This is a genomic window from Proteus genomosp. 6, assembly GCF_040139785.1.
Taxonomy (GTDB): domain Bacteria; phylum Pseudomonadota; class Gammaproteobacteria; order Enterobacterales; family Enterobacteriaceae; genus Proteus.
This window is the reverse complement of the sequence record NZ_JBEEVJ010000014.1, coordinates 25,296-52,000: the sequence shown is the minus strand read 5'-3', so window position 1 is coordinate 52,000 and position 26,705 is coordinate 25,296. Positions and strand designations below refer to the sequence as shown.

28 protein-coding genes are annotated in these 26,705 nt (G+C 39.8%); 21 read left to right on the top strand and 7 right to left on the bottom strand.

Features of this window, described 5'->3' with window-relative positions:
- Nucleotides 1-25 precede the first annotated feature (25 nt).
- The 4 genes from ABN212_RS15960 to ABN212_RS15945 form a co-directional block, all read right to left on the bottom strand.
- Complete coding sequence (locus tag ABN212_RS15960; RefSeq protein ID WP_198620395.1) at nt 26-529, bottom strand: protein disulfide oxidoreductase; 504 nt, start codon at nt 527-529, stop codon at nt 26-28.
- Nucleotides 529-1,260 carry a DsbA family protein gene (locus ABN212_RS15955; RefSeq protein WP_198620394.1) on the bottom strand — a complete coding sequence of 244 codons (732 nt, stop codon included), beginning with the start codon at nt 1,258-1,260 and terminating at the stop codon, nt 529-531. The genes ABN212_RS15960 and ABN212_RS15955 overlap by 1 nt, the downstream gene beginning before the upstream one ends.
- The gene (locus ABN212_RS15950) at nt 1,260-3,299 is read right to left on the bottom strand and encodes a protein-disulfide reductase DsbD family protein (RefSeq protein WP_198632552.1); all 2,040 of its coding nucleotides are present in this window, start codon (nt 3,297-3,299) and stop codon (nt 1,260-1,262) included. The genes ABN212_RS15955 and ABN212_RS15950 overlap by 1 nt, the downstream gene beginning before the upstream one ends.
- Nucleotides 3,300-3,383: 84 nt before the next feature.
- A complete protein-coding gene (locus tag ABN212_RS15945) occupies nt 3,384-3,773 on the bottom strand; it encodes a metal resistance protein (RefSeq protein ID WP_196534176.1) in 390 nt (129 codons plus the stop codon).
- Nucleotides 3,774-4,138: 365 nt separating this feature from the next.
- Between ABN212_RS15945 and ABN212_RS15940 the strand changes: the two genes are divergently transcribed.
- The 8 genes from ABN212_RS15940 to nadD all read left to right on the top strand — a co-directional run bounded on the left by ABN212_RS15940 (nt 4,139) and on the right by nadD (nt 12,454).
- A complete protein-coding gene (locus ABN212_RS15940) occupies nt 4,139-5,032 on the top strand; it encodes an amino acid ABC transporter substrate-binding protein (RefSeq protein ID WP_109374089.1) in 894 nt (297 codons plus the stop codon).
- Nucleotides 5,033-5,148: 116 nt separating this feature from the next.
- A complete protein-coding gene (locus ABN212_RS15935; protein ID WP_099075884.1) occupies nt 5,149-5,889 on the top strand; it encodes an amino acid ABC transporter permease in 741 nt (246 codons plus the stop codon).
- On the top strand, nt 5,889-6,563 hold the full coding sequence (gene gltK / locus ABN212_RS15930; RefSeq protein ID WP_006537724.1) for a glutamate/aspartate ABC transporter permease GltK: 675 nt from the start codon (nt 5,889-5,891) through the stop codon (nt 6,561-6,563). The genes ABN212_RS15935 and gltK overlap by 1 nt, the downstream gene beginning before the upstream one ends.
- Nucleotides 6,564-7,289, top strand: coding sequence for an amino acid ABC transporter ATP-binding protein (locus tag ABN212_RS15925; RefSeq protein WP_109374086.1), 726 nt, complete (start codon nt 6,564-6,566; stop codon nt 7,287-7,289).
- Between the two features lie 326 nt (nt 7,290-7,615).
- Nucleotides 7,616-10,198 carry a leucine--tRNA ligase gene (gene leuS / locus ABN212_RS15920; RefSeq protein WP_349443411.1) on the top strand — a complete coding sequence of 861 codons (2,583 nt, stop codon included), beginning with the start codon at nt 7,616-7,618 and terminating at the stop codon, nt 10,196-10,198.
- 12 nt (nt 10,199-10,210) lie between these two features.
- Nucleotides 10,211-10,759 carry an LPS assembly lipoprotein LptE gene (lptE, locus tag ABN212_RS15915; protein WP_198620390.1) on the top strand — a complete coding sequence of 183 codons (549 nt, stop codon included), beginning with the start codon at nt 10,211-10,213 and terminating at the stop codon, nt 10,757-10,759.
- Nucleotides 10,756-11,790: a DNA polymerase III subunit delta gene (gene holA / locus ABN212_RS15910; RefSeq protein ID WP_198620389.1), complete on the top strand. Its 1,035-nt coding sequence runs from the start codon at nt 10,756-10,758 to the stop codon at nt 11,788-11,790. Before lptE ends, holA begins: the two co-directional genes overlap by 4 nt.
- Entirely contained in the window at nt 11,783-12,454 is a 672-nt protein-coding gene (gene nadD / locus ABN212_RS15905; RefSeq protein ID WP_349443410.1) for a nicotinate-nucleotide adenylyltransferase, read from the top strand. Before holA ends, nadD begins: the two co-directional genes overlap by 8 nt.
- Before the next feature lie 10 nt (nt 12,455-12,464).
- On the opposite strand, the gene ABN212_RS15900 is transcribed toward nadD, so the two are convergent.
- Entirely contained in the window at nt 12,465-13,211 is a 747-nt protein-coding gene (locus tag ABN212_RS15900; RefSeq protein ID WP_198626105.1) for a YbgA family protein, read from the bottom strand.
- A gap of 515 nt (nt 13,212-13,726) precedes the next feature.
- Between ABN212_RS15900 and rsfS the strand changes: the two genes are divergently transcribed.
- From rsfS to crcB, 10 genes are all read left to right on the top strand, one after another.
- Nucleotides 13,727-14,053: a ribosome silencing factor gene (gene rsfS, locus ABN212_RS15895; RefSeq protein ID WP_006537732.1), complete on the top strand. Its 327-nt coding sequence runs from the start codon at nt 13,727-13,729 to the stop codon at nt 14,051-14,053.
- A gap of 2 nt (nt 14,054-14,055) precedes the next feature.
- A complete protein-coding gene (rlmH, locus tag ABN212_RS15890; RefSeq protein WP_004246050.1) occupies nt 14,056-14,526 on the top strand; it encodes a 23S rRNA (pseudouridine(1915)-N(3))-methyltransferase RlmH in 471 nt (156 codons plus the stop codon).
- Between the two features lie 38 nt (nt 14,527-14,564).
- Nucleotides 14,565-16,460 carry a peptidoglycan DD-transpeptidase MrdA gene (gene mrdA, locus ABN212_RS15885; RefSeq protein WP_198620385.1) on the top strand — a complete coding sequence of 632 codons (1,896 nt, stop codon included), beginning with the start codon at nt 14,565-14,567 and terminating at the stop codon, nt 16,458-16,460.
- Nucleotides 16,461-16,465: 5 nt separating this feature from the next.
- On the top strand, nt 16,466-17,578 hold the full coding sequence (mrdB, locus tag ABN212_RS15880) for a peptidoglycan glycosyltransferase MrdB (protein ID WP_198620384.1): 1,113 nt from the start codon (nt 16,466-16,468) through the stop codon (nt 17,576-17,578).
- Nucleotides 17,579-17,588: 10 nt separating this feature from the next.
- Nucleotides 17,589-18,590: an endolytic peptidoglycan transglycosylase RlpA gene (gene rlpA, locus ABN212_RS15875; RefSeq protein ID WP_349443408.1), complete on the top strand. Its 1,002-nt coding sequence runs from the start codon at nt 17,589-17,591 to the stop codon at nt 18,588-18,590.
- Nucleotides 18,591-18,712: 122 nt separating this feature from the next.
- Complete coding sequence (gene dacA, locus ABN212_RS15870; protein WP_198620382.1) at nt 18,713-19,924, top strand: D-alanyl-D-alanine carboxypeptidase DacA; 1,212 nt, start codon at nt 18,713-18,715, stop codon at nt 19,922-19,924.
- Nucleotides 19,925-20,124: 200 nt separating this feature from the next.
- The gene (gene ybeD, locus ABN212_RS15865) at nt 20,125-20,388 is read left to right on the top strand and encodes a DUF493 family protein YbeD (RefSeq protein ID WP_036912266.1); all 264 of its coding nucleotides are present in this window, start codon (nt 20,125-20,127) and stop codon (nt 20,386-20,388) included.
- Nucleotides 20,389-20,551: 163 nt separating this feature from the next.
- Nucleotides 20,552-21,196 carry a lipoyl(octanoyl) transferase LipB gene (gene lipB / locus ABN212_RS15860; protein ID WP_109374076.1) on the top strand — a complete coding sequence of 215 codons (645 nt, stop codon included), beginning with the start codon at nt 20,552-20,554 and terminating at the stop codon, nt 21,194-21,196.
- 100 nt (nt 21,197-21,296) lie between these two features.
- Entirely contained in the window at nt 21,297-22,262 is a 966-nt protein-coding gene (lipA, locus tag ABN212_RS15855; RefSeq protein WP_198630170.1) for a lipoyl synthase, read from the top strand.
- Between the two features lie 13 nt (nt 22,263-22,275).
- Nucleotides 22,276-22,650: a fluoride efflux transporter CrcB gene (crcB, locus tag ABN212_RS15850; protein ID WP_023581134.1), complete on the top strand. Its 375-nt coding sequence runs from the start codon at nt 22,276-22,278 to the stop codon at nt 22,648-22,650.
- Between the two features lie 98 nt (nt 22,651-22,748).
- Here crcB and cspE read toward each other — a convergent pair whose 3' ends face one another.
- Nucleotides 22,749-22,958 (bottom strand): transcription antiterminator/RNA stability regulator CspE, encoded by a 210-nt coding sequence (gene cspE / locus ABN212_RS15845; protein ID WP_023581133.1) that lies wholly within the window; start codon nt 22,956-22,958, stop codon nt 22,749-22,751.
- 197 nt (nt 22,959-23,155) lie between these two features.
- Nucleotides 23,156-23,629: a methylated-DNA--[protein]-cysteine S-methyltransferase gene (locus ABN212_RS15840; protein WP_198626103.1), complete on the bottom strand. Its 474-nt coding sequence runs from the start codon at nt 23,627-23,629 to the stop codon at nt 23,156-23,158.
- A gap of 283 nt (nt 23,630-23,912) precedes the next feature.
- On the opposite strand from ABN212_RS15840, the gene nrdH reads away from it, so the two are divergent.
- The 3 genes from nrdH to nrdE are packed head-to-tail and all read left to right on the top strand — an operon-like array spanning nt 23,913 to nt 26,700.
- Nucleotides 23,913-24,137: a glutaredoxin-like protein NrdH gene (gene nrdH, locus ABN212_RS15835; protein ID WP_023581131.1), complete on the top strand. Its 225-nt coding sequence runs from the start codon at nt 23,913-23,915 to the stop codon at nt 24,135-24,137.
- A gap of 11 nt (nt 24,138-24,148) precedes the next feature.
- Entirely contained in the window at nt 24,149-24,568 is a 420-nt protein-coding gene (nrdI, locus tag ABN212_RS15830) for a class Ib ribonucleoside-diphosphate reductase assembly flavoprotein NrdI (protein WP_198620379.1), read from the top strand.
- A 5-nt stretch (nt 24,569-24,573) separates the two neighbouring features.
- The gene (nrdE, locus tag ABN212_RS15825; protein WP_198620378.1) at nt 24,574-26,700 is read left to right on the top strand and encodes a class 1b ribonucleoside-diphosphate reductase subunit alpha; all 2,127 of its coding nucleotides are present in this window, start codon (nt 24,574-24,576) and stop codon (nt 26,698-26,700) included.
- The last annotated feature ends 5 nt before the right edge of the window (nt 26,701-26,705 follow it).

Genomic DNA, 26,705 nt, shown 5'->3' with positions numbered 1-26,705 from the left:
CTTAAAATGATTGCTTGTATACCGTTCAAAGGCCAGCCCACCATAAACGTAGTTTTAATCCCCACGAAGATGACCAACCGCTCGTAAAGCCTACCATTTCCCCTTTATAAACAATAACAAATGAAGGTGTTGCACTAATTTCCCACTGCTGAGAAATCTCTCCTCGACTATCATTTATTACAGGAAAGACCAATCCTTTAGACTGAATACCGCGCTCTAACTTTGCGTTATCACCAGAACGGATCGCAACAGATGTCACGTTATAGCCATCTAGTGCTAACGAATTTACTGAGGGAGTTGTTAGTTTACAAATCCCACACCAAGTTGCCCAAAAATAGATTAACAAAGGCTTTTCAGCACTCAATTCAGCTAAAGAAACAACTTTATTATCAACAGTATATAGCTCAGGCAAATTCGTTAAGGCTGGTGGCGTAGGTTGACGCCACCAATCCATTGCAAAAGAAGCTAAAACGAAAATGACAATCAGAACAATCAGTTCTTTACTCCACTTTCGTAAGCGACTACGCATTATTTTTTCACTTTAGCCAGTTGTTCTTTAACAATCACTTCTAGCTGAGCGTAATCAACAGCACCAGGGATAACCATATCGCCAATAACCGTTGCAGGTGTACCTTGAATACCTAACTTACGAGAAAGATCTAAGTTGTTTTGTAACACTTTTAGGCTTTCATCGGTTAATTTCACTTTGCTTGTATTGGTTGTTTTCATTGCATCATCAATACTTGCGTTATCGAGCATTGTTTTCTTTTGCATTAAACGTTGGTGTAATGCTAAGAATGCTTTCGGATCTTCTTTCCAAACTGAAAGCACAGCTTGAGAGGCTTTTGCAGAACTTTCACCTTTAAATGGCAGTGGTTTAATAACCACGGCAACTTCAGGATAATCTTTTGTGATTTGTTCTAATAATGGGTCGAAGCGTTTGCAATAAGGACAGTTATAATCAGTAAAAGAAACCAACACTAACTTAGCGTCTTTGGCACCAATACGAGGGCTTGCTGCATCGTTATATAATGCGTCATGCTCTGCTTTTAATGCAGTACGGAATTGAGCTTGTTGCTCATCTGCTTTTTGCGCTTGTAATGCTGTGATAGCTTCTTCCAAAATTTCTGGATTTTTAATTAACGTATCACGAACCAGCGCGCGAACTTCTTTTTCCTGATCCGCACTTAACGCTGCTGCTTGTACATTTGCACCAAAAAGTAACGAAGAGATAACCAGTGCAGAAAGTGTTTTTTTCATTATTGGGCTCCTTTAGCCTCAGAAAGAACTGTCAATGTTGAATCTTTATTTAAAATAGGAGGTAAAACCACGCCATCTTTATGGCAAGGTCCATAAACTTGGTTAAAAGGTACTGCAACTTGACCACGTTGTTTTAAAAATTGAGTGATCTTATCGGAGGGTTTAGTCCAATCCCCTCTTAATGCAACAATATCTGGCGCAGAAAGTGCAGTTTGGATCTCTTCTCGCAATAATACATTGTATTTGTTTGCTTTGCAGGTTACACACCAATCTGCTGTTACATCAACAAATACGCGTTTATTTTCTGCTAATGCTTGGTGTATCGCTTCTTCTGATAAAGGTTGCCAATTTATCGTATCTTGACCCGCAAGTGTTTGGCTTGCTGGTTGCTCCACAAATAGATAGGTGCTTCCCCCTAAAAGGAAGGCTACCACGGTAGAAATCAATAATACTTTTTTGCCATAATGTTTTGCGATAGCAAACAATAACAACAGCCCAATAATAACAAAAATACCTGCAACTATTGGCATTCCTAAGTGAGGGATCAAGAGCGTTATTAGCCAAATACTCGACAACAGCATCATAAAGCCCAAAACAACTCTTAGGCGATTCATCCATTTACCTGGTTTTGGTAGTACTTTGGCGATAGATGGAAAGATTGCCACTAAGATCCAAGGCAAACTCATTCCAATTCCTAGGGCAGTAAAAATAAGCCATAGTTCATTTAGAGGCGCTATAAGTGCATAAGCGACTGCGGTTCCTAAAAACGGTGCTGAGCAAGGTGTCGCGAGTAAGGTTGCAAATGCACCTTCCCAAAAGTGTCGGCTATATCCTTGTCCACCCGCTGTTGCCATTTTAGTATTCATATTGCTACTTAAACGCAGTTCAAATAATCCGAATAGATTTGCGGTAAAAATAGCGGTAACTAATACCATAAAGCCAATAAACCAAGGACTTTGGAATTGGATCCCCCAACCTAAAGCTTCTTGGCTATAACGTAAGCCTGTCATAAACAGAGCTAGCGCCCAAAATGAGACTAAAATACCTAAAACAGAAACAGAAAATTGCTTGCGAATAACGCCTTTATCACGATTTTCGAGATGTAAAATTGATCCCATTTTCATCGCAAGTACGGGTAATACGCAGGGCATTAAATTCAGAATTAAGCCGCCCAATAGTGCAAAAGCAAGAATACCCCAAAGCCCAATACCTGAATTAGAAGATGGAGCAGTCTCCTCTTTTCCATGCCCTATTATGTCATTAACTTGGCGAGAGAAATCTTGGTCAGTAATAACAAAAGAAAGTACCTTACCTGAGATATTACCAGCAGCATCCCCCCAATCATCTGTCACATCAACCGTGACAAATAAGTTTTTATCTTGATGCTTTAATTTTGGAATACCGTAAAGCATACCTTCAGGAGGATCGAGATAAATATTAGGTTTAACCCAAGCACCTTGCTCTTTTTGTAAAGAGATAGTGAGTTGGCTATTGTTATAACCAGAAGAAACTGATGATATTAATCCCGTTCCAACAGGAATTTTGGCCATTGCCTGATTATATTGCCATTCAAAATCAGCAGGCACAGGTTCGGTAAGATCTAAATCTAAAGTGTAGTCAGTCAGAATGCAGACATTACTACATGTTGATAAAGTTAAAACCCCTGTTAAACGATCAGCGTGAACAGGGGATAACTCAATGGGGAAAATAACTTGTTTATCATAACCTTGCGTGTGAATACCTGCTACATCAAAAGCTGAAGGCGAAGGCCAATGCCAAATCATTGCATTTACATCTTGCGACCAATTAATTTCAGGGGCAACACCACCTTCTCCTGGAGAACGCCAATACGTTTTCCATCCAGACTCAAGCTGTACTTCAAGTAAAACTTTCACATCACCTGTTGGGAACTTTTGTGCTGTCGCCCTAACTTGTGCATGAGAATTATCAGGCGTGGTTAACCAGCCTGTATCTGCTGCTTGAGAAGTAGATAAAGTAAATAGCGTTAATATCAACGCCATAACAAAAGAACGAAACATAACAACTCCCTAAAAATTCCTACAACGCTACACATAGAGCCACGTCCAAAATAGACGAGCAATCTTTTAGCTAAAAGGAAATTTCTAATCCCTCAAAATACAATAATGAAGGTGAAGTCTGATTGGTGGAGGTGGATGATGGTGTTTTTTCTGATTACGCTGACGCGATACATAGATAGCAGCCATGCTTAACAATAGTAATACAACCCATGAATGGAAAAATGGCTCTATTGTTAATGGAGGAACAGATAATAATGATTTGGCGCTTAATTCACAGGTAGATAATGAAAAAGTGTGCTCTGTTACGCTATTCTCATCAGCAATTGGTGTTGATAGTGGGTATTGTGTTTGAGCAACAGCTGTTGCTAAGCGCTCACTAATGATGTGGGCACCTAATGAACGCTGAACAATGCAACACAAGATCAGCAAAACTGTTATCACCACTAGCCAGCGACCTGACCGCCAATTACTCATAGATGTTCCTCATCAATATGACTCGCTATCTTAACGGTAATCCACAGACAAACAACTCCTTAAGACAAACTTTACAAATCCCTACTTAGTTTATTTTTCGCATCATCTCAAATTTTCATCTTTAACCTTTATTTCTATAAGGTTTCTACTACAATAATTTTAAATATTGAAAACAACTTCCAAAAAAATAATCAACTACATTTGATTTCATTCTTTTATTGGGAGATACCTCTCGTATTTCACAAATTGCACTTCCCAACAGTATGTTATTTGTTCTATCTATTAACATTATCAAAACAAATTAAAACAAAAAAGCAACACAAAGCAAAACACCAATATCACTTATCACCACGACAGGAGTTATTATGCGCATGCGTAAACTAGCATTATCATTAATGATCTTAGGGGCGGCAGGAGCAGTACAGGCAGAAGAACTCACTGGAACCTTAAAGAAAATCAATGACAACGATATTATTATTGTTGGGCACAGAGAATCCTCTGTTCCTTTCTCTTACTATGATAATCAACAGAAAGTCGTTGGCTATTCGCAAGACTATTCCAACCTAATTGTGCAAGCTGTAAAAGACAAAATAGGCAAACCAAACTTACAAGTTCGCCTCATTCCTATTACGTCTCAGAATCGTATTCCATTATTACAAAATGGTACATTTGATTTTGAGTGTGGCTCAACAACCAACAATGAAGCTCGTCAGCAACAAGCTGGTTTCTCTAATACTATTTTCATCGTAGGTACACGTTTACTGGCGAAAAAAGACAGTGGAATTAAAGATTTTGCTGACTTGTCAGGTAAAAACGTTGTCGTAACATCAGGAACAACGTCTGAAATGTTACTCAACAAATTAAATGATGAGAAAAAGATGAATATGCGCATTATCAGCGCAAAAGATCATGGAGACTCATTCCGTACACTTGAATCAGGTCGTGCTGTTGCCTTTATGATGGATGACGCATTACTGGCTGGTGAGCGTGCTAAAGCGAAAAAACCAGGTGAGTGGGAAATTGTAGGAACCCCGCAATCTGAAGAAGCTTATGGTTGTATGTTGCGTAAAGATGATGCTCAATTCAAAGCACTAATTGATGAAACTATCGCTCAAGCACAAAAATCGGGTGAAGCAGAAAAATCGTTCAATCGCTGGTTTAATGCACCGATCCCACCTAAAAACCTTAACTTAGAATTCACCATCTCTGATGAAATGAAAGCATTATTTGCATCACCAAATGATAAAGCATTGAATTAAAAATACATAAGTAATTGATGCAAAATAAATAATTATAAAGTATCTGTTGGACAGACAGATCAGTGAAGTTTGGGGCAGCCGTTCCCTGCCCCTCTTTTTTCACCGGAGGTGAAATCATGTCGATTGATTGGGATTGGGGGATATTCTTCCAAGAAGCCCCTTTCGGAAACACCACATACTTAGGATGGCTGATTTCTGGCTTTCAAGTCACCATTGCCTTATCTTTATGCGCTTGGATTATTGCCTTTCTTGTCGGTTCTTTATTCGGAATTTTACGCACAGTACCTAATCGCTGGCTTTCAAGCTTAGGCACTGTTTATGTTGAGTTATTTCGTAACGTACCACTTATTGTTCAATTCTTTACGTGGTATTTAGTTATTCCTGAACTCTTGCCTCAATCTATTGGCGACTGGTTTAAAATGGACTTAGCGCCCAATGTGCAATTTTTTGTTTCATCAGCACTCTGCTTAGGTTTATTTACCGCCGCGCGTATGTGTGAACAAGTTAGAGCCGCAATAAACTCATTACCCCGCGGACAAAAAGCCGCAGGTTTAGCATTGGGCTTAACTTTACCTCAAACTTATCGTTATGTTTTATTACCCAATGCATACCGAGTCATTATTCCACCAATGACATCCGAAATGCTCAATCTCGTGAAAAACTCAGCGATTGCCTCTACTATCGGACTTATTGATATGGCGGCACAAGCAAATAAACTCCTCGACTATTCCGCGAAAGCGTATGAGTCATTCACAGCAATCACTCTGGCCTATGTATTTATCAATGTCATCATTATGCTAATAATGCATTGGCTTGAAAAACGCGTTCGCTTACCCGGCACAACAGGAGGTCAATAATGTACGAATTTGACTGGAGTTCTGTTGTTCCAAGCCTACCATTTTTAGTCGATGGAATGGCTATCACACTAAAAATCACTATCACTGCTATTGTGGTCGGTATTTTATGGGGAACGGTGCTTGCCGTTATGCGCCTATCTACCTTTAAGCCTATTAGCTGGTTTGCAGCCGCTTACGTTAATACCTTCCGTTCTATCCCATTAGTCATGGTATTGCTGTGGTTTTATTTAATTGTGCCTAACATATTACAAAATGTTCTAGGACTTTCACCTAAAAGTGATATCCGTTTAATTTCAGCAATGATAGCGTTCTCTTTATTTGAAGCGGCCTATTACTCTGAAATTATAAGAGCAGGTATTCAAAGTGTTAGCAAAGGACAATTTTCAGCCTCACTCGCGTTAGGTATGACCAAATCACAAACCATGCGTTTAGTGATCCTACCTCAAGCCTTTCGAGCCATGATCCCGCTTTTACTGACTCAAGGAATTGTATTATTCCAAGATACATCCTTGGTTTACGTTTTAAGTCTTACTGACTTTTTCAGAACAGCGGCAAATATTGGAGAACGAGATGGTACACAAGTTGAAATGATCCTCTTTGCTGGTTTTGTTTATTTTGTCATTAGCTTCGCTGCTTCGATGTTAGTAAACTTTCTTAAAAAAAGGACTACCTAGATGATTTCCCTAAAAGACGTATCCAAATGGTATGGTCAGTTTCAAGTACTGACTGAATGTTCCACTGAAGTTAAAAAGGGGGAAGTTGTTGTTGTCTGTGGACCTTCTGGATCAGGTAAATCAACACTGATCAAAACAGTGAATGGCTTAGAGCCGATACAACAAGGCGAGATCTTTGTTAATGAAATCAAAGTAAATGACAAGCATACTGATCTTGCTAAATTACGAGCAAAAGTGGGTATGGTTTTCCAACATTTTGAACTCTTCCCTCACCTCTCTATTATTGAAAATCTTACACTGGCACAAGTTAAAGTGCTTAATAGAGAGAAAGGTGCCGCAAAAGAGAAAGGATTAAAGCTATTAGAGCGAGTAGGATTAGCAAGCCATGCTAACAAATATCCAGCTCAGCTTTCTGGTGGCCAACAACAACGTGTCGCCATCGCTCGCGCATTATGCATGGATCCTATTGCAATGTTATTTGATGAACCTACATCAGCACTTGATCCTGAAATGATTAATGAAGTACTTGATGTAATGGTAGAGCTTGCAAATGAAGGTATGACAATGATGGTAGTGACCCATGAAATGGGTTTTGCTAAAAAAGTTGCTGACCGTATTATTTTTATGGATGAAGGTCGAATTGTGGAAGATAGACCTAAAAATGACTTTTTTGATAATCCAAAATCAGCGCGAGCAAAAGATTTCCTCGCTAAAATTCTACACTAACCCCCACATCTCCTCTGCTGGCGTGCTTTTTTAGCACGTCAGCCCCAAATAATAATTTCGATTAACCTCGCAACTAAATATCAAATAATCTTCTTTTTTCGCAATATTCCTATTATTTTTTCAGAAAATACGCATTTATTGTCTTTTTGCTCTAACTCTTTCCAAGATATCTCGCAATTGTCTTGAAAAAGTTATGCAAACAGTGGCTTTCATTGAGATCAATAGTTGTGGCTATTAGACAAAATCAGCTATGCTATGCAAGTCTTAATTTCATAATAGCGGTTACCCTCCGGTAGCCATTAATTCACCATAGGATTATCGGTGCCATGCAAGAACAATATCGTCCCGAAGATATAGAGCAAACTATCCAGGAACACTGGGAAAAGAACAATACATTTAAAGTGACAGAAGATAATAACAAAGAAAAATATTACTGCCTGTCAATGCTACCTTATCCTTCTGGCCGACTACACATGGGACACGTCCGTAACTACACCATTGGTGACGTGATTTCCCGTTATCAACGTATGCTAGGTAAAAACGTCTTACAGCCTATTGGTTGGGATGCGTTTGGCTTACCAGCAGAAGGTGCCGCAGTAAAAAATAAAACCGCCCCTGCACCATGGACTTACGAAAACATCAATTACATGAAAAACCAGTTAAAAAAACTGGGTTTTGGTTACGATTGGGATCGTGAAGTCACTACCTGTACACCAGAATATTATCGCTGGGAACAGTGGTTTTTTACTAAGTTATATGAAAAAGGCTTAGTTTATAAAAAGACCTCTGCTGTTAACTGGTGCCCACACGACTTAACAGTTTTAGCCAACGAACAAGTTATCGATGGCTGCTGCTGGCGTTGTGATACCCCTGTTGAGCGTAAAGAAATTCCACAGTGGTTTATCAAAATTACCGAGTATGCCGAAGAGCTGTTAAACGATTTAGATACGTTAGATGAGTGGCCTGAACAAGTTAAGACCATGCAACGTAACTGGATTGGTCGCTCTGAAGGTGTCGAAATTAAATTTGATGTTGCTGACAGCAACGACACAATGACCGTTTATACAACGCGTCCAGATACATTTATGGGTGTCACTTATGTTGCAGTTGCAGCAGGTCACCCATTAGCGCAAAAAGCTGCTCAAAATAATCCTGAAATTCAACAATTCATTGATGAATGCCGTAACATGAAAATGGCAGAAGCCGATATGGCAACAATGGAGAAAAAAGGGATTGCAACAGGCCTTTACGCTATTCACCCATTAACTAAAGAAAAAGTCGCTATTTGGGTTGCTAACTTTGTCTTAATGGAATACGGCACGGGTGCTGTAATGGCGGTTCCAGGTCATGATGAACGTGACTGGGAATTTGCAACTAAATACAATTTACCAATTAAAGCTGTTATTGCAGATGCTGAAGGTAACCAACCAGATGTCTCTGCCTGTGTATTCACTGAAAGAAATAGCCTGATTAACTCTGGTGAATTCACAGGTCTTGATAACCAAGCTGGCTTTAACGCTATTGCTGATAAACTGGCACAAATGGGTGTTGGTGAGCGCAAAGTTAACTACCGTTTACGTGACTGGGGTGTTTCTCGTCAACGTTACTGGGGTGCGCCAATTCCAATGGCGACTTTGGAAGACGGCACTGTTGTTCCTGTTCCTGAAGATCAACTGCCAGTTATCCTGCCAGAAGATGTCAAAATGGACGGGATCACTAGCCCAATCAAAGCAGATCCTGAGTGGGCAAAAACCACAATTAATGGTCAACCTGCGCTGCGTGAAACGGATACTTTTGACACCTTTATGGAATCTTCTTGGTATTACGCTCGTTATACCTGCCCTGATTACGATAAAGGCATGTTAGATCCTAAAGCAGCTAACTATTGGTTACCTGTTGACTGGTATATTGGTGGTATTGAACACGCCATCATGCACTTAATGTATTTCCGCTTCTTCCATAAACTGATGCGTGATGCCGGTTTAGTAAACTCGGATGAACCAGCAAAACGCTTACTGTGCCAAGGCATGGTATTAGCGGATGCGTTCTATCACACTGGTGAAGATGGTGCTCGCCATTGGGTATCTCCTGCTGAAGCGATTGTTGAACGTGATGAGAAAAATCGCATCATTAAAGCGACTGACAGCGAAGGTCATGAATTGACTTATGCTGGCATGAGCAAAATGTCTAAATCTAAAAATAACGGTATCGACCCACAAACTATGGTTGAACGTTATGGTGCAGATACCGTTCGTTTATTTATGATGTTTGCTGCTCCACCAGAATTAACACTGGAATGGCAAGAATCTAGCGTTGAAGGTGCAAACCGTTTCTTACGTCGTTTATGGCGTTTAGTTCACGAGCACACTCAAAAAGGAGCGACACAGTCTCTTGATCTTTCTACACTGACAGAAGAACAAAAAGATTTACGTCGTGACTTACATAAAACGATTGCGAAAGTATCTGATGACGTAGGTCGTCGTTTAGCCTTTAACACCGCGATTGCTGCCATTATGGAGTTAATGAATAAATTAACTCGTGCAACACAAAAAACAGAACAAGATCGTGCATTAATGCAAGAAGCATTAGAAGCGATTGTTCGTATGCTTTCTCCAATCATTCCTCATGCATGTTTTGTTATGTGGCAAGCATTAGGTGGCAAAGAAGACGTTGATGTTGCGCCATGGCCTGTTGCTGATGAAGAAGCCATGATTGATGACACTAAACTGATTATCGTTCAAGTGAATGGTAAAGTTCGTGGTCGTGTTACTGTTCCGGCTAATTCAGAAAAAGAATATGTTCAGGAAATGGCGACAAAAGAGTACAGTGTTGCAAAATACTTGGAAGATGTGGCTATTCGTAAAGTCATCTATGTTCCAGGCAAATTACTGAACATCGTTGTTGGCTGATAAGGAGGCCTAGTGCGATATCTATTTTCGCTATTTTTCGGTTTGGCGGTGTTAATCACCGCTGGCTGTGGTTTTCACCTTCAAGGTAAAACTCAGGTTCCAGCAGAATTAAAAACGCTTTATCTTAGCTCTGGTGACCCTTATGGCCCATTATCTCGAGTAATGCGTCAACAACTTAGACTTAGTGGTGTTCAGCTTGTTGAGGATCCAACAGCCAATATCCCTATTCTTAAAATTGTCGGCTCATCAGAAAGTAAAGAAACCGTATCTGTGTATCAAGACGGTAAATCAGCAGAACGTCAGTTAACATTTGTGCTTGATGCGCAAGTGATTATGCCTGATGGTACGATTTACCCAATTTCATCACAGGTTTCACGCCCATTCTTCGATAACCCATTAGAAGCATTAGCGAAAGATGCTGAAAATGACATTATCAAGCAAGAGATGCGTGAACAAGCGACAGCAATATTAGTGCGTAAATTATTGGTTGTTCACAACGCTGAACGCCAAAAAGCCGTACAAGCTGAGCAGGCAAAACAGATAATCTCACCAGCCAAATGATCCGCTTATATCCAGAACAACTGAATGCGCAGCTCCAAGAGGGGCTGCGCCAAAGTTACCTACTCTGGGGTAATGAACCTCTATTACTCCAAGAGTCTCAAGATGCTATTCAATCCGTCGCTAAATCCCAAGGATTTATCGAGCATTATCAATTTACCCTTGATAATAATACAGACTGGAATGAAATTTACTCGCTTTGTCAATCGCTAAGCCTTTTTTCTCAAAGACAATCTCTTTTACTGCATTTACCTGAAAATGGCCCCAATGCAGCGATGTCAGAGAAACTCACTCGCCTATCTCAAGAATTGCATCAAGATTTATTGTTGATTTTACGTGGCAATAAACTCACAAAAGCGCAAGAAAACAGTGAATGGTTTAAAACATTAAGCCAACATGGAACCTATGTTTCTTGTCTGACACCTGAGCTTGATAAATTACCTACTTGGGTTGCGCGTCGAGCAAAACAAAAAGGGTTAGCGCTGGATGAACAAGGTAATCAATTACTTTGCTACTGTTATGAAGGAAATTTACTAGCACTAGCACAAGCCATCGAGCGCCTTTCGCTGTTGTACCCTGACGGTAAATTAACGCTCCCAAGAGTCGAAGCGGCGGTCAATGACGCGTCACATTTTACCCCTTATCACTGGGTTGATGCATTACTTGCAGGGAAAACACAACGAGCATGGCATATATTGCAACAACTCAAAAGAGAAGACTCTGAACCTGTTATTTTACTCAGAACTTTACAACGTGAGTTAATGCAGCTGATTACGCTACATCGTGAATCTAAAACAGCTTCATTAAAAACGATTTTTGATAAACATCGAATTTGGCAAAACCGACGCCCAATATTCACAGCAGCACTACAACGTTTATCTGAACATCAATTGCTGACAGCAATACGATTACTTGCAACAATTGAAATTACTATTAAGCAAGATTACGGACAGACAGTTTGGCCCTCGCTCAGTGCTCTGGGCTTATTACTTTGTGGAAAAGCACTACCAGAAGGATTTGTCAGTCATGCCTAGAACCAATCACTCAACACCTTTAATTAACCAAGCCATCGCTTTATATGGTGGTACATTTGATCCTATTCATTATGGGCATTTGCGTCCTGTTGAAGCACTCTCAGGATTAATTGGTTTAAAAGAAGTGATTTGGTTACCTAACAATATTCCTCCTCATCGCCCTCAACCAGAAGCATCCTCTCAACAACGTCTTGAAATGGTGCGTCTTGCGCTTGAGCCGTATTCCTCCTTTAAAGTGGATACCCGCGAGCTTGAAAAACCAACCCCCTCTTATAGCATCGAGACATTAAGAGACTTCAGACAAGAAATTGGCGAGAAACAACCTTTAGCCTTTATTATTGGTCAAGATTCATTGCTTTCAATAAATACGTGGCACAAATGGGAAAGTTTATTAGACGTGTGTCATTTATTAGTTTGTGCTCGTCCTGGTTATCAAACTCATTTTAAATCAGCGCAAATGCAAGCATGGTTGGAAAAGCACCAAACCAAACAGCAAGAAGATATTCATTGCTTACCCGCAGGTAAAATATTCCTCGCTGACACACCACTTTATAATATTTCAGCGACAGACATTCGAGCTCGCCACAAAGCAGGTTTAGATTGCCACGATTTGCTACCCAACTCCGTTGAAAACTATATTCGCCAACAACAACTTTATAAATAACGTATTCTTTTTAAAGTTGTTCTCTTAAATAATTAAAAGCAGATGGATAAGGCGAAAAATAGCGTTGGTTAATCAAATAGTCATCGGGGTAAATGGTTAACCAATATTGGAGTAAATCATAAGGTTTAGAGAAAGGCACGACACCTTGACGATATAGCAAAATTGTCTGTGATATTTCTTGTTTCTGTTGCGAACTCAGATCTCGCTTAAAGTACCCAGCCATATGCATTAATGCATTAGTTTGTCCTTCTCGACTTGGTGCAACGCTTAATGCCTTCATTAACTTTTGTTGATATTTAGATGCAATTTCATCAAGAGAGATTTCGTCAGAAAGATTAGCGATATAACGCCCTAATTCACGATAAGCTACTTGTGAATAAGCCATAATTAAATATTTATATCGACTATGAAATTTAATCAAAGCCCCTTTACTTAATGATTGATTAACCTGTTGTTGATAATCGCATAGTGTAAAGAATTGAGTAAGAAAGTGATCGAGAACAATAGGCTGCAAAAGTTGCTCAAGACTTAATTGAGGTAAAATAAAACTTGATGGCGAAACAAGTCTGTCCCCTTCTTTTCCGATATAACCATAAATCGGCAACGGATGATCTCTGTTTTGGAGATCTATCCGCATAATGCCTATTTTTTCATCTTTAACGACACGACAAAGTAACGCTAACTTTTCTTGTAATTGGCGATCGCTGTTACTCACAATTTCTGAAGATAGCCCGAGATAATTTTCTTTTCTTTCCATTCTTTTTCTCTCTAACTAAAAAGTATGAGTATTAGTCTGTATAATCTAAACGTAACAAAGTCAAAACACGCTAATTAGGTGTTTAATCAGCATTGACAGACGAGGTTTAGCTGTTATTCTCACCCTCTGTTCCCTTAAGGGAACTGTAAGGTAAAACTGTCGTCTAAACGAAAAAGTTCTTATCTGCCTTCTTTTTGTTATTTATTATGACGCAGTTAATGGGCATATATGAATTTTTCTAAATCAAACGTCGAAAAACAAGAAAATGAGATTTATGTTCTTGTTATTGCTAACTGGAATTAATCATCCAGTAAAATAGATTTATTGGTATAAATTCCTTTAAAATAGCATTCATATTCTAAATAATTTGAGATGCAGTTAGACAACAAGTGGAGTAAGTCGCTAGGCATATGCCACAGTATATAACTAGTGCGAATAAATGTAGTCAACAACGCTGCAACTTGAAGTATCACGAGTATGTTATTTTTCGATTGAATTAACTCATTAGATTAAAGGTGATCCTTTTGCAAGGCTCTGAATTACAGCAATTTATTATTGATAAACTTGAAGATTCTAAAGCTCAAGACATTATTGCATTAGATGTCCGCGGAAAATCAAGTGTAACTGATTACATGATTATTTGTACGGGTACATCAAGCAGACACCTCATGTCTGTTGCAGATAATCTCGTTGATGATTGCCGCGAAGCGGGATTACAACCTTTAGGTGTTGAAGGACAAGGCGTTTCTGACTGGATTGTCGTTGATCTTGGTGAAGCCATGGTACACGTCATGCAAGAAGATAGTCGCCGTATGTACGAACTTGAAAAACTCTGGAGCTGAGTTTGAAATTACAGCTCATTGCCGTTGGTACAAAAATGCCGGACTGGATACAGACCGGCTTTATGGATTATCTTAATCGATTCCCAAAAGACATGCCTTTAGAACTTATCGAGATCCCCGCTGGTAAGCGTGGGAAGAATGCGGATATTAAACGTATTCTCGAAAAAGAAGGTGAACAAATGTTAGCAGCAGTAGGTAAAGGAAATCGTATCGTCACTCTCGATATTCCTGGCGCTCGCTGGGATACGCCAAAACTTGCAGAACAACTTGATCGATGGAAGCTTGATGGTAGAAATGTCAGCTTACTCATTGGTGGCCCCGAAGGATTAGCACCCGCTTGTAAAGCTGCGGCTGAACAAAGCTGGTCTTTATCTCCTTTAACAATGCCACACCCCCTTGTTCGTGTCGTGGTTGCAGAAAGCCTTTATCGAGCATGGAGCATTACCACAAACCATCCTTATCATCGTGAATAATCAATAAATTGGCGGGTCAGTAAGTGAAGTCAAATGGGATGAAAAGAAAAAAACGTACCCCGTTTCGAGATTATACTGCGGAATCAAAGCTATTTATCCGTCGTGTGATTGTCGCATTTTCAGTAATTATTATATTGAGTGGTGTTTTGGTTTTTAACCTCAATCACTTACAGATCGCTCGCCATGATGATTATCAAACACGTTCAAATGATAACCGAATTAAATTAGTACCGATTGCTCCCAGCAGAGGCATTATTTACGACCGCAAAGGTATCCCTCTTGCGCTCAATCGTACTATCTATCAATTAGAAGTTGTGCCTGAGAAGGTAACAAACTTACAAGAAACACTTGAAAGTTTAAGGGATGTCGTTGACTTAACGGACGAAGATATTGCTGCATTTGAAAAAGAGCGCAAGCGCTCACGTCGATTTAGTTCTATTGCCTTAAAAACAACATTAAGCCAAGTACAAGTCGCACGTTTCGCTATCAATCAATACCGTTATCCTGGCTTAGAAATTAAAGGCTATCAACGTCGCTATTATCCTTATGGTTCAGCATTAACGCATGTAATTGGTTATGTCGCAAAAATTAACGATAAGGATGTTGAACGCCTTGATAAAGAAGGTTTATCACCTAACTATGCTGCGACTCATGATATCGGCAAGTTAGGCATCGAACGTTATTATGAGTCTGTTTTGCACGGTACAACAGGCTATGAAGAGGTTGAAGTTAATAGTCGTGGTCGAGTTATTCGCCAGTTACACGAACAACCTCCACAGGCAGGTAAAGATATCTATCTTACCATCGACCTTGAACTGCAAACCTATATTGAAACATTACTCACCACAAGCCGAGCTGCGGTTGTAGTAACCGATCCTCGCAATGGTGAGATTTTAGCGCTTGTATCGAACCCTAGTTATGATCCTAACTTATTTGTTGGTGGGATTTCGAACAGCGAATATCAAGGGTTACTAAATAACCCAGATAGACCGTTGATCAACCGTACAACCCAAGGTCTTTATCCACCTGCATCAACCGTAAAGCCGTTTATGTCTGTTGCTGCATTAAGTGAAGGTGTAATCACAGCCAATACAACAATTCATGATCCCGGGTGGTGGCAACTTCCTGGCTCTGAAAAACGTTATCGAGATTGGAAACGTTGGGGACATGGAAAACTTAATGTTACAAAATCTATCGTAGAATCTGCGGATACCTTCTTCTACCAAGTTGCTTATGATATGGGAATTGATCGTATATCAACTTGGATGGGGCGCTTTGGTTATGGCGAATATACAGGTATTGATCTATCCGAAGAACGCAATGGCATCATGCCAACGCGTGAGTGGAAACAGCAACGTTATAAAAAGCCTTGGTATCAAGGTGACACGATCCCCGTAGGGATTGGGCAAGGTTATTGGACAGCAACGCCAATTCAAATGGCGAAAGCTTTAATGACATTGATTAATGATGGTCAAGTTAAAACCCCTCACTTACTTTACGGAACAAAACTTGGCAATGAAATGTTGCCTTATGTTGATACCGAAACACGCCAAATTGGCGATATCAACTCAGGTTATTGGGAATTAGCAAAACACGGTATGTATGGTGTGGCTAACTTCCCTAATGGTACAGGTCGCCGAAGTTTTGCTGATGCGCCTTATAAAGTAGCAGCAAAATCGGGAACTGCACAGGTGTTTAGTTACGAAACCTACAATGCGAGCCAATTGGCTGAACATCTTCGTGACCACAAATTGATGATTGCCTTTGCGCCTTATGATAAGCCGACCGTAGCCATCTCTATTATCCTAGAAAATGGTGGCGCAGGCCCTTCTGTCGGTGATATTACAAGACAAATTCTTGACCACATTCTCCTTGGTGATAACAACACGGTATTGCCAGCTTCTCCACCAGCACCGCGTGGTTCAGAGGAATAATACTCATGACTGAAAATAATAAGAAAAAATCCTTCTGGACACGGATCCATATCGATCCTCTATTCTTACTTTGCATTATTGCTTTATTAGGATACAGCGCATTTATTATGTGGAGTGCCAGCGGGCAAGATCCAGAAATGATGCAACGTAAGTTAGGACAAATAGCAATGGGATTTATGGTCATGATCATCATGGCACAAATCCCTCCCCGAGTTTATGAAAGTTGGGCGCCTCATCTCTTTTTCTTTTGCGTTATCTTATTGATCCTCGTTGATGTTTTCGGACAAATCAGCAAGGGAGCACAACGCTGGCTCGATTTAGGTATTGTACGTTTTCAGCCCTCAGAAATTGCTAAAATTGCCGTTCCTTTGATGGTGGCGCGATTTATGAATCGAGATGTGTGCCCACCTACGTTACGTAATACCGCCATTGCTCTGGTCATTATTTTTGTTCCAACATTATTAGTTGCAGCTCAGCCCGATTTGGGGACATCCATCCTTGTTGCTGCTTCAGGGCTATTTGTTCTTTTCCTTGCTGGAATGAGCTGGCGTCTTATTACTATCGCAATTGTACTTGTTGCCGCCTTTATCCCCATACTTTGGTTTTTCCTCATGCATGATTACCAGCAAGCACGGGTAATGATGCTTCTGGACCCCGAATCAGACCCGCTTGGCGCAGGATATCATATCATCCAATCTAAAATTGCCATTGGTTCTGGTGGATTACATGGAAAAGGATGGTTACAAGGCACTCAATCTCAATTAGAATTCTTACCAGAGCGCCATACAGACTTTATTTTTGCTGTATTGGCTGAAGAACTCGGATTAATTGGTGTTTTGATACTACTGACTCTCTATGTACTCTTAATCGCGCGAGGCCTTTACCTTGCGACGAAAGCACAAAATACATTTGGTAGAGTAATGATTGGCGGGTTAATGCTAATTTTCTTTGTCTATGTTTTTGTCAACATAGGAATGGTGAGTGGCATCCTTCCTGTTGTGGGGGTTCCGTTACCGCTGATGAGTTATGGAGGCTCCGCCCTTATTGTGTTAATGGCAGGGTTTGGTATCGTGATGTCAATTCATACACACCGAAAACTACTATCGAAAAGTTTATAATGAGGTTTTTATGCGTCTGCAATGGTTTTTGATTGGTATCAGTACATTGCTACTGTCAGGGTGTGTTATTGATAAGCCGAATACCAATAAACAGCCAGCACCATTACCCAATGTGCCAGCTCAACGTGTTCTCGGTGCAGAGCCTCGTTACGAGCCTTATCACCCTACGGCAAATCAAGATTACCGAAAAAATGGGGTGGTTTACCGTATTGTGACTGATCCTGCAAACTTCAGTGAACGAGGAGAAGCGGTTGTCTATGATAGTTTAGCGATGAGTCGTTTAACTACCATTGGTGAGCGCGTAAATCCCTATGAATTTGCCGCTGCGCATCCTACATTACCGATCCCAAGCTATGCGAAAATCACAAACTTGCTCAATGGGCGCACAATGGTTGTACGTATTAACGACCGAGGCCCCTATGTTAATGGAAAACAAATCCAAGTTACGCCAGCGGTTTCTGATAGCTTACGTTTAATGCCGACAACTCCATTGCTTATTGAAGGAATTGTTGTTGACCAAACTGGCCATATGAGTGGTATTGGTACACATGGTGCGCAGATAGAGAAAAAAACAACGGCATTACCTGAGCGTCCTAATTTTAATGCTCAACCAGCAACGCCAGCGCCATTAGCGACATCAACGCCTACCAACAACAATATGCCAGTTGAGCCACCTGCTCCAACGCCAGTTCCAGCCCAAACTACAACGCCAGCGCCAGTTCCAATGCCCGCTCCAGTAGAGACAGAAACAAAAGCGCCAAAACCAGTATTATCCTCAAATTCCATAGCACAAGGCTTTTATGTTCAAGTCGGTGCTCTCAGTAATGAAAATAACGCACAACGTTGGCTAGATGATTTAGCATCATCAGTTAGCACTCAAGGTGTAATCAATAAAACAGATGGATTATATAAAGTGCAACTCGGCCCTTATTCATCTAAGGATCAAGCCGAAGTGATAAAAAGCAAGCTGAAACAAGTTAAAGATATCACTGGGTTTATTATTACCCAATAAAGGATAATTTTACGTAAAATCCTTTTTATATCAGCAAATTCAAGCGTAGAATCGTCTGGATTTGCTGATATTTTATTTATCAGTCCCTATTTTTCCCTGAATTTTCGGATTAAACAAACAGAATGAAACAGATACTCCCAGCAAAATTACTAAGAACAAGCCTATTAAGTGCCACTTTTGCTTTACTCACAGTAAGTCATCAAAGTATTGCGGAAGATTCCCTAAAAACAATGATACCCGCTGTTCCTAGTATCGAAGCCGAATCTTATATTCTTATTGATTATAATTCTGGGAAGGTACTGGCTGAAATGAATGCCGATGTTCGCCGTGATCCTGCAAGTTTAACCAAGATGATGACCAGCTATGTTATCGGTCAATCTATTCGTGCAGGTAAAATCTCTAATAGCGATATCGTACCCATTGGTGAAGAAGCATGGGCAACCGGTAATCCTGTTTTTCGTGGCTCTTCTTTAATGTTCTTAAAACCGGGTGATCAAGTTACAGTTGCACAGTTAACTCGCGGCATTAACTTACAATCAGGTAATGATGCTTGTGTCGCAATGGCCTCTTATGTTGCGGGCAGCCAAGATACGTTTGTGACCATGATGAACGATTACGTTAAACGCCTAGGTTTACAAAATACACAATTCCAAACCGTTCATGGTCTTGATGCCCCAGGACAATACAGCTCGGCTCGCGATATGGCGCTAATTGGTGCGGCATTAATTCGTGATGTACCTGATGAGTATGCTATCTATAAAGAAAAAGAGTACACCTACAACAATATCCGCCAAACTAACCGAAATGGTTTGTTGTGGGATACCAGTTTAAACGTTGATGGTATTAAAACAGGCCATACTGCATCTGCTGGCTATAACCTTGTCGCTTCTGCAACTGAAGGCGATATGCGTTTAATTTCTGCGGTTATGGGTGGTCACTCATCTAAAGGTCGTGATGCCGAAAGTAAAAAATTACTCACTTGGGGTTTCCGTTTCTTTGAAACTGTAAAACCATTGCAAGTGGGTAAAGAGTTCGCTGCTGAGCCTATCTGGTATGGCGAAACAGATAAAGTACAATTAGGGGTAGATAAAGATGTTTATTTAACTATTCCTCGTGGTCGTTTAAAAGATTTAAAAGCAAGCTATGTTCTTGATAATGTAGAATTACATGCACCCGTGACCAAAAACCAAGTTGTGGGAACAATTAATTTCCAACTTGATGGTCAAGTTATTGAACAACGTCCGCTTGTTGTGATGAATGAAGTAAAAGAAGGTGGCTTCTTTAGTCGTATTATCGACTACATCAAATTATTATTCTCACACTGGTTTGGCTAAGGCTTGAAAAAGGTAAATGTGACCACATATAACTATTATCTAGATATTGGCACAAACACATTTACCATTTCCATATTTACCCTAATTACCAGTATCGCATTCCTTATTATTTAAGGAATGCGCTTTTTATTTGCTAAGATTAGGTGTAGACATAAATTATTAAAACAACAGCACCTGTTGTCTTAAGGAATTACATTATGATGAAAACAAAATTAAACGAACTGTTAGAGTTCCCATGTTCTTTCACTTATAAAGTGATGGGTCACGCAAAACCAGAATTAGTGGATCAAGTCGTTGAAGTTATTCAACGCCACGCTCCTGGTGATTACACACCTTCAGTGAAACCAAGTAGCAAAGGTAATTACCACTCTGTTTCTATTACCATCAACGCAACTCATATCGATCAAGTAGAAACGTTATATAAAGAATTAGGTGAACTTGAACTGGTACGTATGGTTCTGTAATCTCTTCTTTTAATAGATAACTTTTTAAAAGCGCCTTTCATCATTAAGGCGCTTTTTCTTATTCTGCATCCCTTCATTTTTCATCCTACCGAGGAAAAAAAACATCTCAATCTGGTAGTTCATTTACTGGAGCGTTATACTGCTCTTCACAATTACGCTACAAATGAAGATTTTCACGGTGCAAGACAAGACAATCATTATTCGCCAATTAGGTGTGAAACCCTATTTACCGGTTTCTGATTCTATGCATCAGTTTACGGAAAAACGGGAAAGTCACACACCTGATGAAATATGGCTCGTTCAACATGAACAGGTTTTTACCCAAGGCCAAGCAGGTAAAGCTGAACACTTATTAAATACGGGGTCTATTCCTGTTATTCAATCTGATCGTGGTGGTCAAGTGACTTATCATGGCCCAGGTCAACAAGTAATGTATGTTTTAATTGATTTAAAACGCAATCATGTAGGTGTTCGTCAATTAGTCACTGCTCTTGAAAACACCGTTATTGATACGCTAGCGGAGTTTAATGTAGAAGCTTATGCTCGTGTTGATGCGCCCGGCGTTTATGTAAAAGGTGATAAAATTTGCTCTTTAGGATTACGCATTCGTAAAGGTTGCTCCTTTCATGGACTTGCACTCAATATCGATATGGATTTATCCCCTTTTGCACGAATAAATCCTTGTGGTTATTCTGATCTAAAAATGACGCAGTTAATTGATTTTGCACCAAATACGACAACGACACAGGTAGCACCGTTATTAGTTAAGCATTTTTGTACACAACTAGGATTCCAACCACAGCAATAAAAATGCTATAATTTTTTAACATTTGTCATATTTTTTTAAAACCCTGATTACCTCAGTCACATCGTGTTAATCACTCTAGATAACTGGAACTGGCACAATTATGAGTAAACCTATTCAGATGGAACGCGGAGTTAAATATCGCGACGCCGATAAAATGGCACTTATTCCTGTTAAAACAGTCGCTACAGAACGTGAACAACTGCTACGCAAACCTGATTGGATGAAAATAAAGTTACCCGCTGACTCAAGTAAAATTCAGGGTATCAAAGCTGCAATGCGTAAAAATGGTCTTCATTCCGTCTGTGAAGAAGCCTCTTGTCCTAACCTTGCAGAATGCTTTAACCACGGAACAGCAACCTTTATGATCTTGGGCGCAATCTGTACACGCCGTTGCCCATTCTGCGATGTTGCTCATGGCCGCCCAAATACCCCCGATCCGCAAGAGCCAGAAAAACTCGCTCAGACGATTAAAGATATGGGGTTACGCTACGTCGTAATTACTTCCGTAGACCGCGATGATTTACGTGATGGCGGTGCTCAACATTTTGCTGATTGTATTGCTGCGATTCGTGCAAAAAATCCAACGATCCGTATTGAAACATTAGTCCCTGACTTCCGTGGTCGTATGGATAAAGCACTTGAGATCCTCACAGACACACCACCTGATGTCTTCAACCATAACTTAGAGAACGTTCCTCGCGTTTATCGTCAAGTACGCCCAGGTGCTAACTATCAATGGTCATTGACATTGTTAGAGCGTTTTAAGCAAGCTCACCCTGATATTCCTACTAAGTCGGGTTTAATGGTCGGCCTTGGGGAAACCAACGAAGAAATTATTGACGTTATGCGTGATCTGCGTAAACATGGGGTAACGATGCTGACATTAGGGCAATATTTACAGCCAAGTCGTCACCATCTTCCTGTTCAACGCTACGTCAGTCCTGATGAGTTTGAATATATGAAAGAGCAAGCACTTGCGATGGGCTTTACCCATGCAGCTTGTGGGCCGTTTGTTCGCTCGTCTTATCATGCTGATCTTCAAGCTCAGGGGATTGAGGTTAAATAACAATTAATCTCTCATGCTTAACATTGCAATTGCTGTATTTATAGGTGGTGGTTTAGGTAGCGTATTGCGCTGGCTGATTAGCTACCGCCTAAATTCTATTTTTCCTCATTTTGCTACGGGCACCTTTATTGCTAATTGTATTGGTGCTTTTATTATTGCCTTTGGTATCGCTTGGTTTAGCAAAGCGCCACATATTGATCCTATTTGGAAAATTATGCTAACTACGGGCTTTTGTGGCGGTTTGACAACATTTTCAACCTTTTCTGTCGAAGTTGTCGCACTCTTAACTGAAGGAAAGATAGGATGGGCATTAAGTACGATGGGTGCTAACTTGGCGGGTTCATTTTTAATGACCGCATTTGCGTTTTGGTTACTACGAGAGATGTAATACTCGGAATGTAAAAAATCGTTAAAAAACAGGTTTTGCTCTAGAAATATAAAAACCCGTTAAAAAACGGGTTTTTACTGTCTCAAAGAAGTCGTTAATTAGATAGCGACAACGTTTGCAGCAGATGGCCCTTTCGCGCCGTCAGTAACTTCAAACTCTACTTTTTGACCTTCAGCAAGGGTTTTAAAGCCTTCTGATGTAATAGCGGAAAAGTGTACAAATACATCTTTGCTGCCATCTTCTGGAGTGATAAAACCAAAACCTTTAGTTTCGTTAAACCACTTAACGTTACCTTTTAATTTAGACATCAAGTTTACCTTTAAAATAGAAAATAAACGCAAGCGTTTTGCGTTGGCTATAGTAAAACAAAAATGATGATTCCCTGTCCACAGTCTAGATCACGAAACTCACATTTTTTTTCTGCCAAATGATTAATATTCAGACAAATCCCATGCCTTAACGCATAGTTCACTTAAGAAACAATACTTAATACTTACAATCTGAACTATTCATCAATTTCTACTTTTTCATAGTGAAGTAGCCAACGCTTAATATCTAATCCACCAGTATAGCCGACCAACTTACCGTTATGACCAATCACTCGGTGGCAAGGAATAATTAAAGAAATTGGATTGCGCGAGTTTGCCATTCCTACCGCTCTGCAATAATTGATCGAACCTAATGTAAGCGCTAATTTTTTATAGCTCCAAATTTCACCATAAGGGATTGTCTGTAATGTCTTCCAAACACGGCTTTGAAATTCAGTTCCTTCAGGCGCTAATGGCACTGAAAACGTCGTGCGTTTACCCGCAAAATACTCTTTTAATTGTTGCATACATTGCTTAATCACGGGGCTTGTGTTTACAGCAACCTCTTTATCATTCACAAAATAGAGACTTGTGATCCCTTTTTCATTTGCAGTGATAGAGATATAGGGTTTCGGAAATCCTTTCGGTGCATCGAGATAGTCTTGGTACATAATGTTTTCTCTGCTGATTTGTCTTTAATAACAAGATTAAATCATGCTTGATTGGTAAAGCAATCATCTAATTACTCGTATATCTAATAAAAATTGATCAATCGAGCGATCTAAAAATAAAATTAATTCACTAACTATTTAATTTTAATGATAATCATTATCAAAAATGAAAATCACCATATATTGTGTGGTTGAAAATAAATAAATCTATATATAGTATTTAAGGACTTCTCATTATGGATGTGAAAACAGACGCATCCATATTTTTATAAGGGTTATTTTTATGTCTGTTATCCTCTATACCAAACCGAATTGCGTTCAATGCAGTGCCACAGAACGCGCTTTAAAACAGAAAAATATTCCGTTTGTTGCAGTTGATCTCACCAAAGATACACAAGCCCTCGCTCACATTGTTTCTATGGGATATCGCCAAGTACCTGTAGTTGTTCACGGTGAACAACATTGGTCGGGTTTCTGCCCTGATAAAATCAGACAGATCACGCTCTAAAGGAGCATCTCATGCAAACTGCACCTTTGATCTATTTTTCAAGTCGTTCTGAAAACTGCCATCGCTTTGTACAAAAGCTCAATTTAAAGGCGACCAGAATTATTGAAGATGAAACCTTGCTTGCAACACAACCTTTTGTGTTGCTTTGCCCAACTTATGGCGGTGGCGGTACTAAAGGTGCAGTGCCTAAAGCGGTTATTCAGTTTTTAAATATTCCTGAAAACCGTCAATTAATACGTGGAGTCATTGCTTCTGGAAATACTAACTTTGGTGCAGCTTACGGATTAGCAGGCGATATTATTGCACAAAAATGCCAGATCCCTTTTTTGTATCGATTTGAATTATTAGGTACGCCAGAAGATGTAAACCGCGTAAAAACAGGTTTAAGCACATTTTGGTCAAGCCTTACTGACCAATGCGTCACGAGATAATTAACATGACACAATCAACAGAACAACTGGATTACCATGCATTGAATGCCATGCTAAATCTCTATGATGAGCAAGGTAATATTCAGTTTGATAAAGACAAATTAGCGACACACCATTTTTTTCGTCAGCATGTAAATCAAAACACAGTATTTTTTCATGATCTAAGAGAAAAATTAGAATTCTTAGTTCAACAACACTATTACGAAGCTCAAGTGTTAGAACAGTATGAATTTGCCTTTATCAAACAGCTATTCAAACATGCTTATAGTAAAAAGTTTCGCTTTCAATCGTTCCTTGGCGCTTTTAAGTATTACACCAGTTACACCTTAAAAACATTTGATGGCGAGCGCTACCTTGAGCGCTATGAAGATCGCGTTTGCATGGTGGCTCTCACGCTTGCACAGGGTGATACTGATCTTGCACTTCATCTTGTTGATGAAATCATTAGTGGCCGTTTTCAACCCGCAACACCGACTTTTTTAAATTGTGGAAAGCAACAGCGTGGTGAATTGGTTTCCTGCTTTCTACTGCGTATAGAAGATAATATGGAGTCTATCGGTCGATCGGTAAATTCCGCATTACAACTTTCTAAACGTGGTGGTGGCGTTGCATTTTTGCTGACTAATTTACGTGAAGCTGGTGCTCCCATTAAACGTATAGAGAATCAATCTTCTGGCGTTGTTCCTGTTATGAAGATGCTTGAAGATGCTTTTTCCTATGCCAATCAGTTAGGCGCAAGACAAGGAGCTGGTGCTGTTTATCTTCATGCACATCATCCAGATATTTACCATTTTCTTGATACAAAAAGAGAGAATGCGGATGAAAAAGTGCGAATAAAAACCCTCTCTTTAGGCGTTGTTATCCCTGATATCACTTTTGAATTAGCGAAACGCAATGAAGATATGTATCTCTTCTCACCTTATGATGTACAGCGTGTTTATGGCGTACCTATGTCAGAGATCAGTATTAGTGAAAAATACAGTGAAATGGTGAATAACGCGCAAATTCGTAAGAAAAAAATTAAAGCGAGAGAGTTTTTCCAAACACTTGCCGAAATTCAATTTGAATCTGGCTATCCTTATATCATGTTTGAAGATGCAGTAAATCGCGCCAATCCTATCGCTGGTAGAATTAACATGAGCAATCTTTGCTCTGAAATCTTACAAGTCAACAGCGCAAGTGAGTATCACCCTGACTTAAGTTATCGCCATATCGGTCATGATATCAGTTGTAACTTAGGTTCTATGAATATTGCTATGGCAATGGACTCACCTAACTTTGCACATACCGTCAGCACTGCAATTAGGGCATTAAGTAATGTCTCTGAAATGACGAAAATTGAGTCCGTTCCTTCTATTGAAAAAGGTAATCTCGCTTCTCATGCCATTGGTTTAGGGCAAATGAATTTACATGGCTACTTAGCCCGTGAAGGGATTTATTATGGCTCTGAGGAAGCGTTAGATTTTACTAATATCTATTTTTATACCGTCACTTACTATGCGTTATTAGCTTCAAATCAATTAGCGATTAAGAAAAAGCAGCACTTTAAAGGCTTTGAAAATTCAAAATACGCAACGGGTGAATATTTTAATAAATATGTATCACAACAGTGGTTGCCTAAAACTCAAAAAGTCCACCAGCTATTTAGCCAATCTAATATTCATATTCCAACACAGGAAGATTGGCAGACTCTCAAGCAATCTATTATGACGCATGGGATCTATAATCAAAACTTACAAGCAATACCACCGACAGGGTCTATTTCCTATATTAACCATTCTACATCAAGTATTCATCCTATTGCCGCGCCAATAGAGATCAGAAAAGAAGGTAAGATTGGGCGAGTTTATTACCCTGCTCCCTTTATGACCAATGAAAACCGTCAATATTATCAAGATGCATATGAAATTGGAGCTGAGAAAATTATCGATACCTATGCCGAAGCTTCACAACATATTGATCAAGGGTTATCACTGACGTTGTTCTTTTCTGATGAAGCCACAACAAGAGATATTAACAAAGCGCAAATTTACGCATGGCGTAAAGGTATTAAAACCTTGTATTACATTCGTATTCGACAATCTGCATTAGCAGGTACTGAAATCAAAGGCTGTGTTTCGTGCGCACTTTAATAATA

What these genes read in the sequence shown, in the direction of transcription:
- ybeD (WP_036912266.1), top strand. Translation starts at nt 20,125, where the DNA reads ATGAAAACAAAATTAAACGAACTGTTAGAGTTCCCATGTTCTTTCACT.
- ABN212_RS15935 (WP_099075884.1), top strand. Translation starts at nt 5,149, where the DNA reads ATGTCGATTGATTGGGATTGGGGGATATTCTTCCAAGAAGCCCCTTTC.
- rlpA (WP_349443408.1), top strand. Translation starts at nt 17,589, where the DNA reads ATGCGTCTGCAATGGTTTTTGATTGGTATCAGTACATTGCTACTGTCA.
- nrdI (WP_198620379.1), top strand. Translation starts at nt 24,149, where the DNA reads ATGCAAACTGCACCTTTGATCTATTTTTCAAGTCGTTCTGAAAACTGC.
- ABN212_RS15900 (WP_198626105.1), bottom strand. Translation starts at nt 13,211, where the DNA reads ATGGAAAGAAAAGAAAATTATCTCGGGCTATCTTCAGAAATTGTGAGT.
- ABN212_RS15955 (WP_198620394.1), bottom strand. Translation starts at nt 1,260, where the DNA reads ATGAAAAAAACACTTTCTGCACTGGTTATCTCTTCGTTACTTTTTGGT.
- ABN212_RS15840 (WP_198626103.1), bottom strand. Translation starts at nt 23,629, where the DNA reads ATGTACCAAGACTATCTCGATGCACCGAAAGGATTTCCGAAACCCTAT.
- mrdA (WP_198620385.1), top strand. Translation starts at nt 14,565, where the DNA reads ATGAAAAGAAAAAAACGTACCCCGTTTCGAGATTATACTGCGGAATCA.
- cspE (WP_023581133.1), bottom strand. Translation starts at nt 22,958, where the DNA reads ATGTCTAAATTAAAAGGTAACGTTAAGTGGTTTAACGAAACTAAAGGT.
- leuS (WP_349443411.1), top strand. Translation starts at nt 7,616, where the DNA reads ATGCAAGAACAATATCGTCCCGAAGATATAGAGCAAACTATCCAGGAA.
- lipB (WP_109374076.1), top strand. Translation starts at nt 20,552, where the DNA reads ATGAAGATTTTCACGGTGCAAGACAAGACAATCATTATTCGCCAATTA.
- ABN212_RS15940 (WP_109374089.1), top strand. Translation starts at nt 4,139, where the DNA reads ATGCGCATGCGTAAACTAGCATTATCATTAATGATCTTAGGGGCGGCA.
- ABN212_RS15950 (WP_198632552.1), bottom strand. Translation starts at nt 3,299, where the DNA reads ATGTTTCGTTCTTTTGTTATGGCGTTGATATTAACGCTATTTACTTTA.
- nrdH (WP_023581131.1), top strand. Translation starts at nt 23,913, where the DNA reads ATGTCTGTTATCCTCTATACCAAACCGAATTGCGTTCAATGCAGTGCC.
- gltK (WP_006537724.1), top strand. Translation starts at nt 5,889, where the DNA reads ATGTACGAATTTGACTGGAGTTCTGTTGTTCCAAGCCTACCATTTTTA.
- crcB (WP_023581134.1), top strand. Translation starts at nt 22,276, where the DNA reads ATGCTTAACATTGCAATTGCTGTATTTATAGGTGGTGGTTTAGGTAGC.
- ABN212_RS15945 (WP_196534176.1), bottom strand. Translation starts at nt 3,773, where the DNA reads ATGAGTAATTGGCGGTCAGGTCGCTGGCTAGTGGTGATAACAGTTTTG.
- dacA (WP_198620382.1), top strand. Translation starts at nt 18,713, where the DNA reads ATGAAACAGATACTCCCAGCAAAATTACTAAGAACAAGCCTATTAAGT.
- lipA (WP_198630170.1), top strand. Translation starts at nt 21,297, where the DNA reads ATGAGTAAACCTATTCAGATGGAACGCGGAGTTAAATATCGCGACGCC.
- ABN212_RS15960 (WP_198620395.1), bottom strand. Translation starts at nt 529, where the DNA reads ATGCGTAGTCGCTTACGAAAGTGGAGTAAAGAACTGATTGTTCTGATT.
- mrdB (WP_198620384.1), top strand. Translation starts at nt 16,466, where the DNA reads ATGACTGAAAATAATAAGAAAAAATCCTTCTGGACACGGATCCATATC.
- nadD (WP_349443410.1), top strand. Translation starts at nt 11,783, where the DNA reads ATGCCTAGAACCAATCACTCAACACCTTTAATTAACCAAGCCATCGCT.
- ABN212_RS15925 (WP_109374086.1), top strand. Translation starts at nt 6,564, where the DNA reads ATGATTTCCCTAAAAGACGTATCCAAATGGTATGGTCAGTTTCAAGTA.
- nrdE (WP_198620378.1), top strand. Translation starts at nt 24,574, where the DNA reads ATGACACAATCAACAGAACAACTGGATTACCATGCATTGAATGCCATG.
- holA (WP_198620389.1), top strand. Translation starts at nt 10,756, where the DNA reads ATGATCCGCTTATATCCAGAACAACTGAATGCGCAGCTCCAAGAGGGG.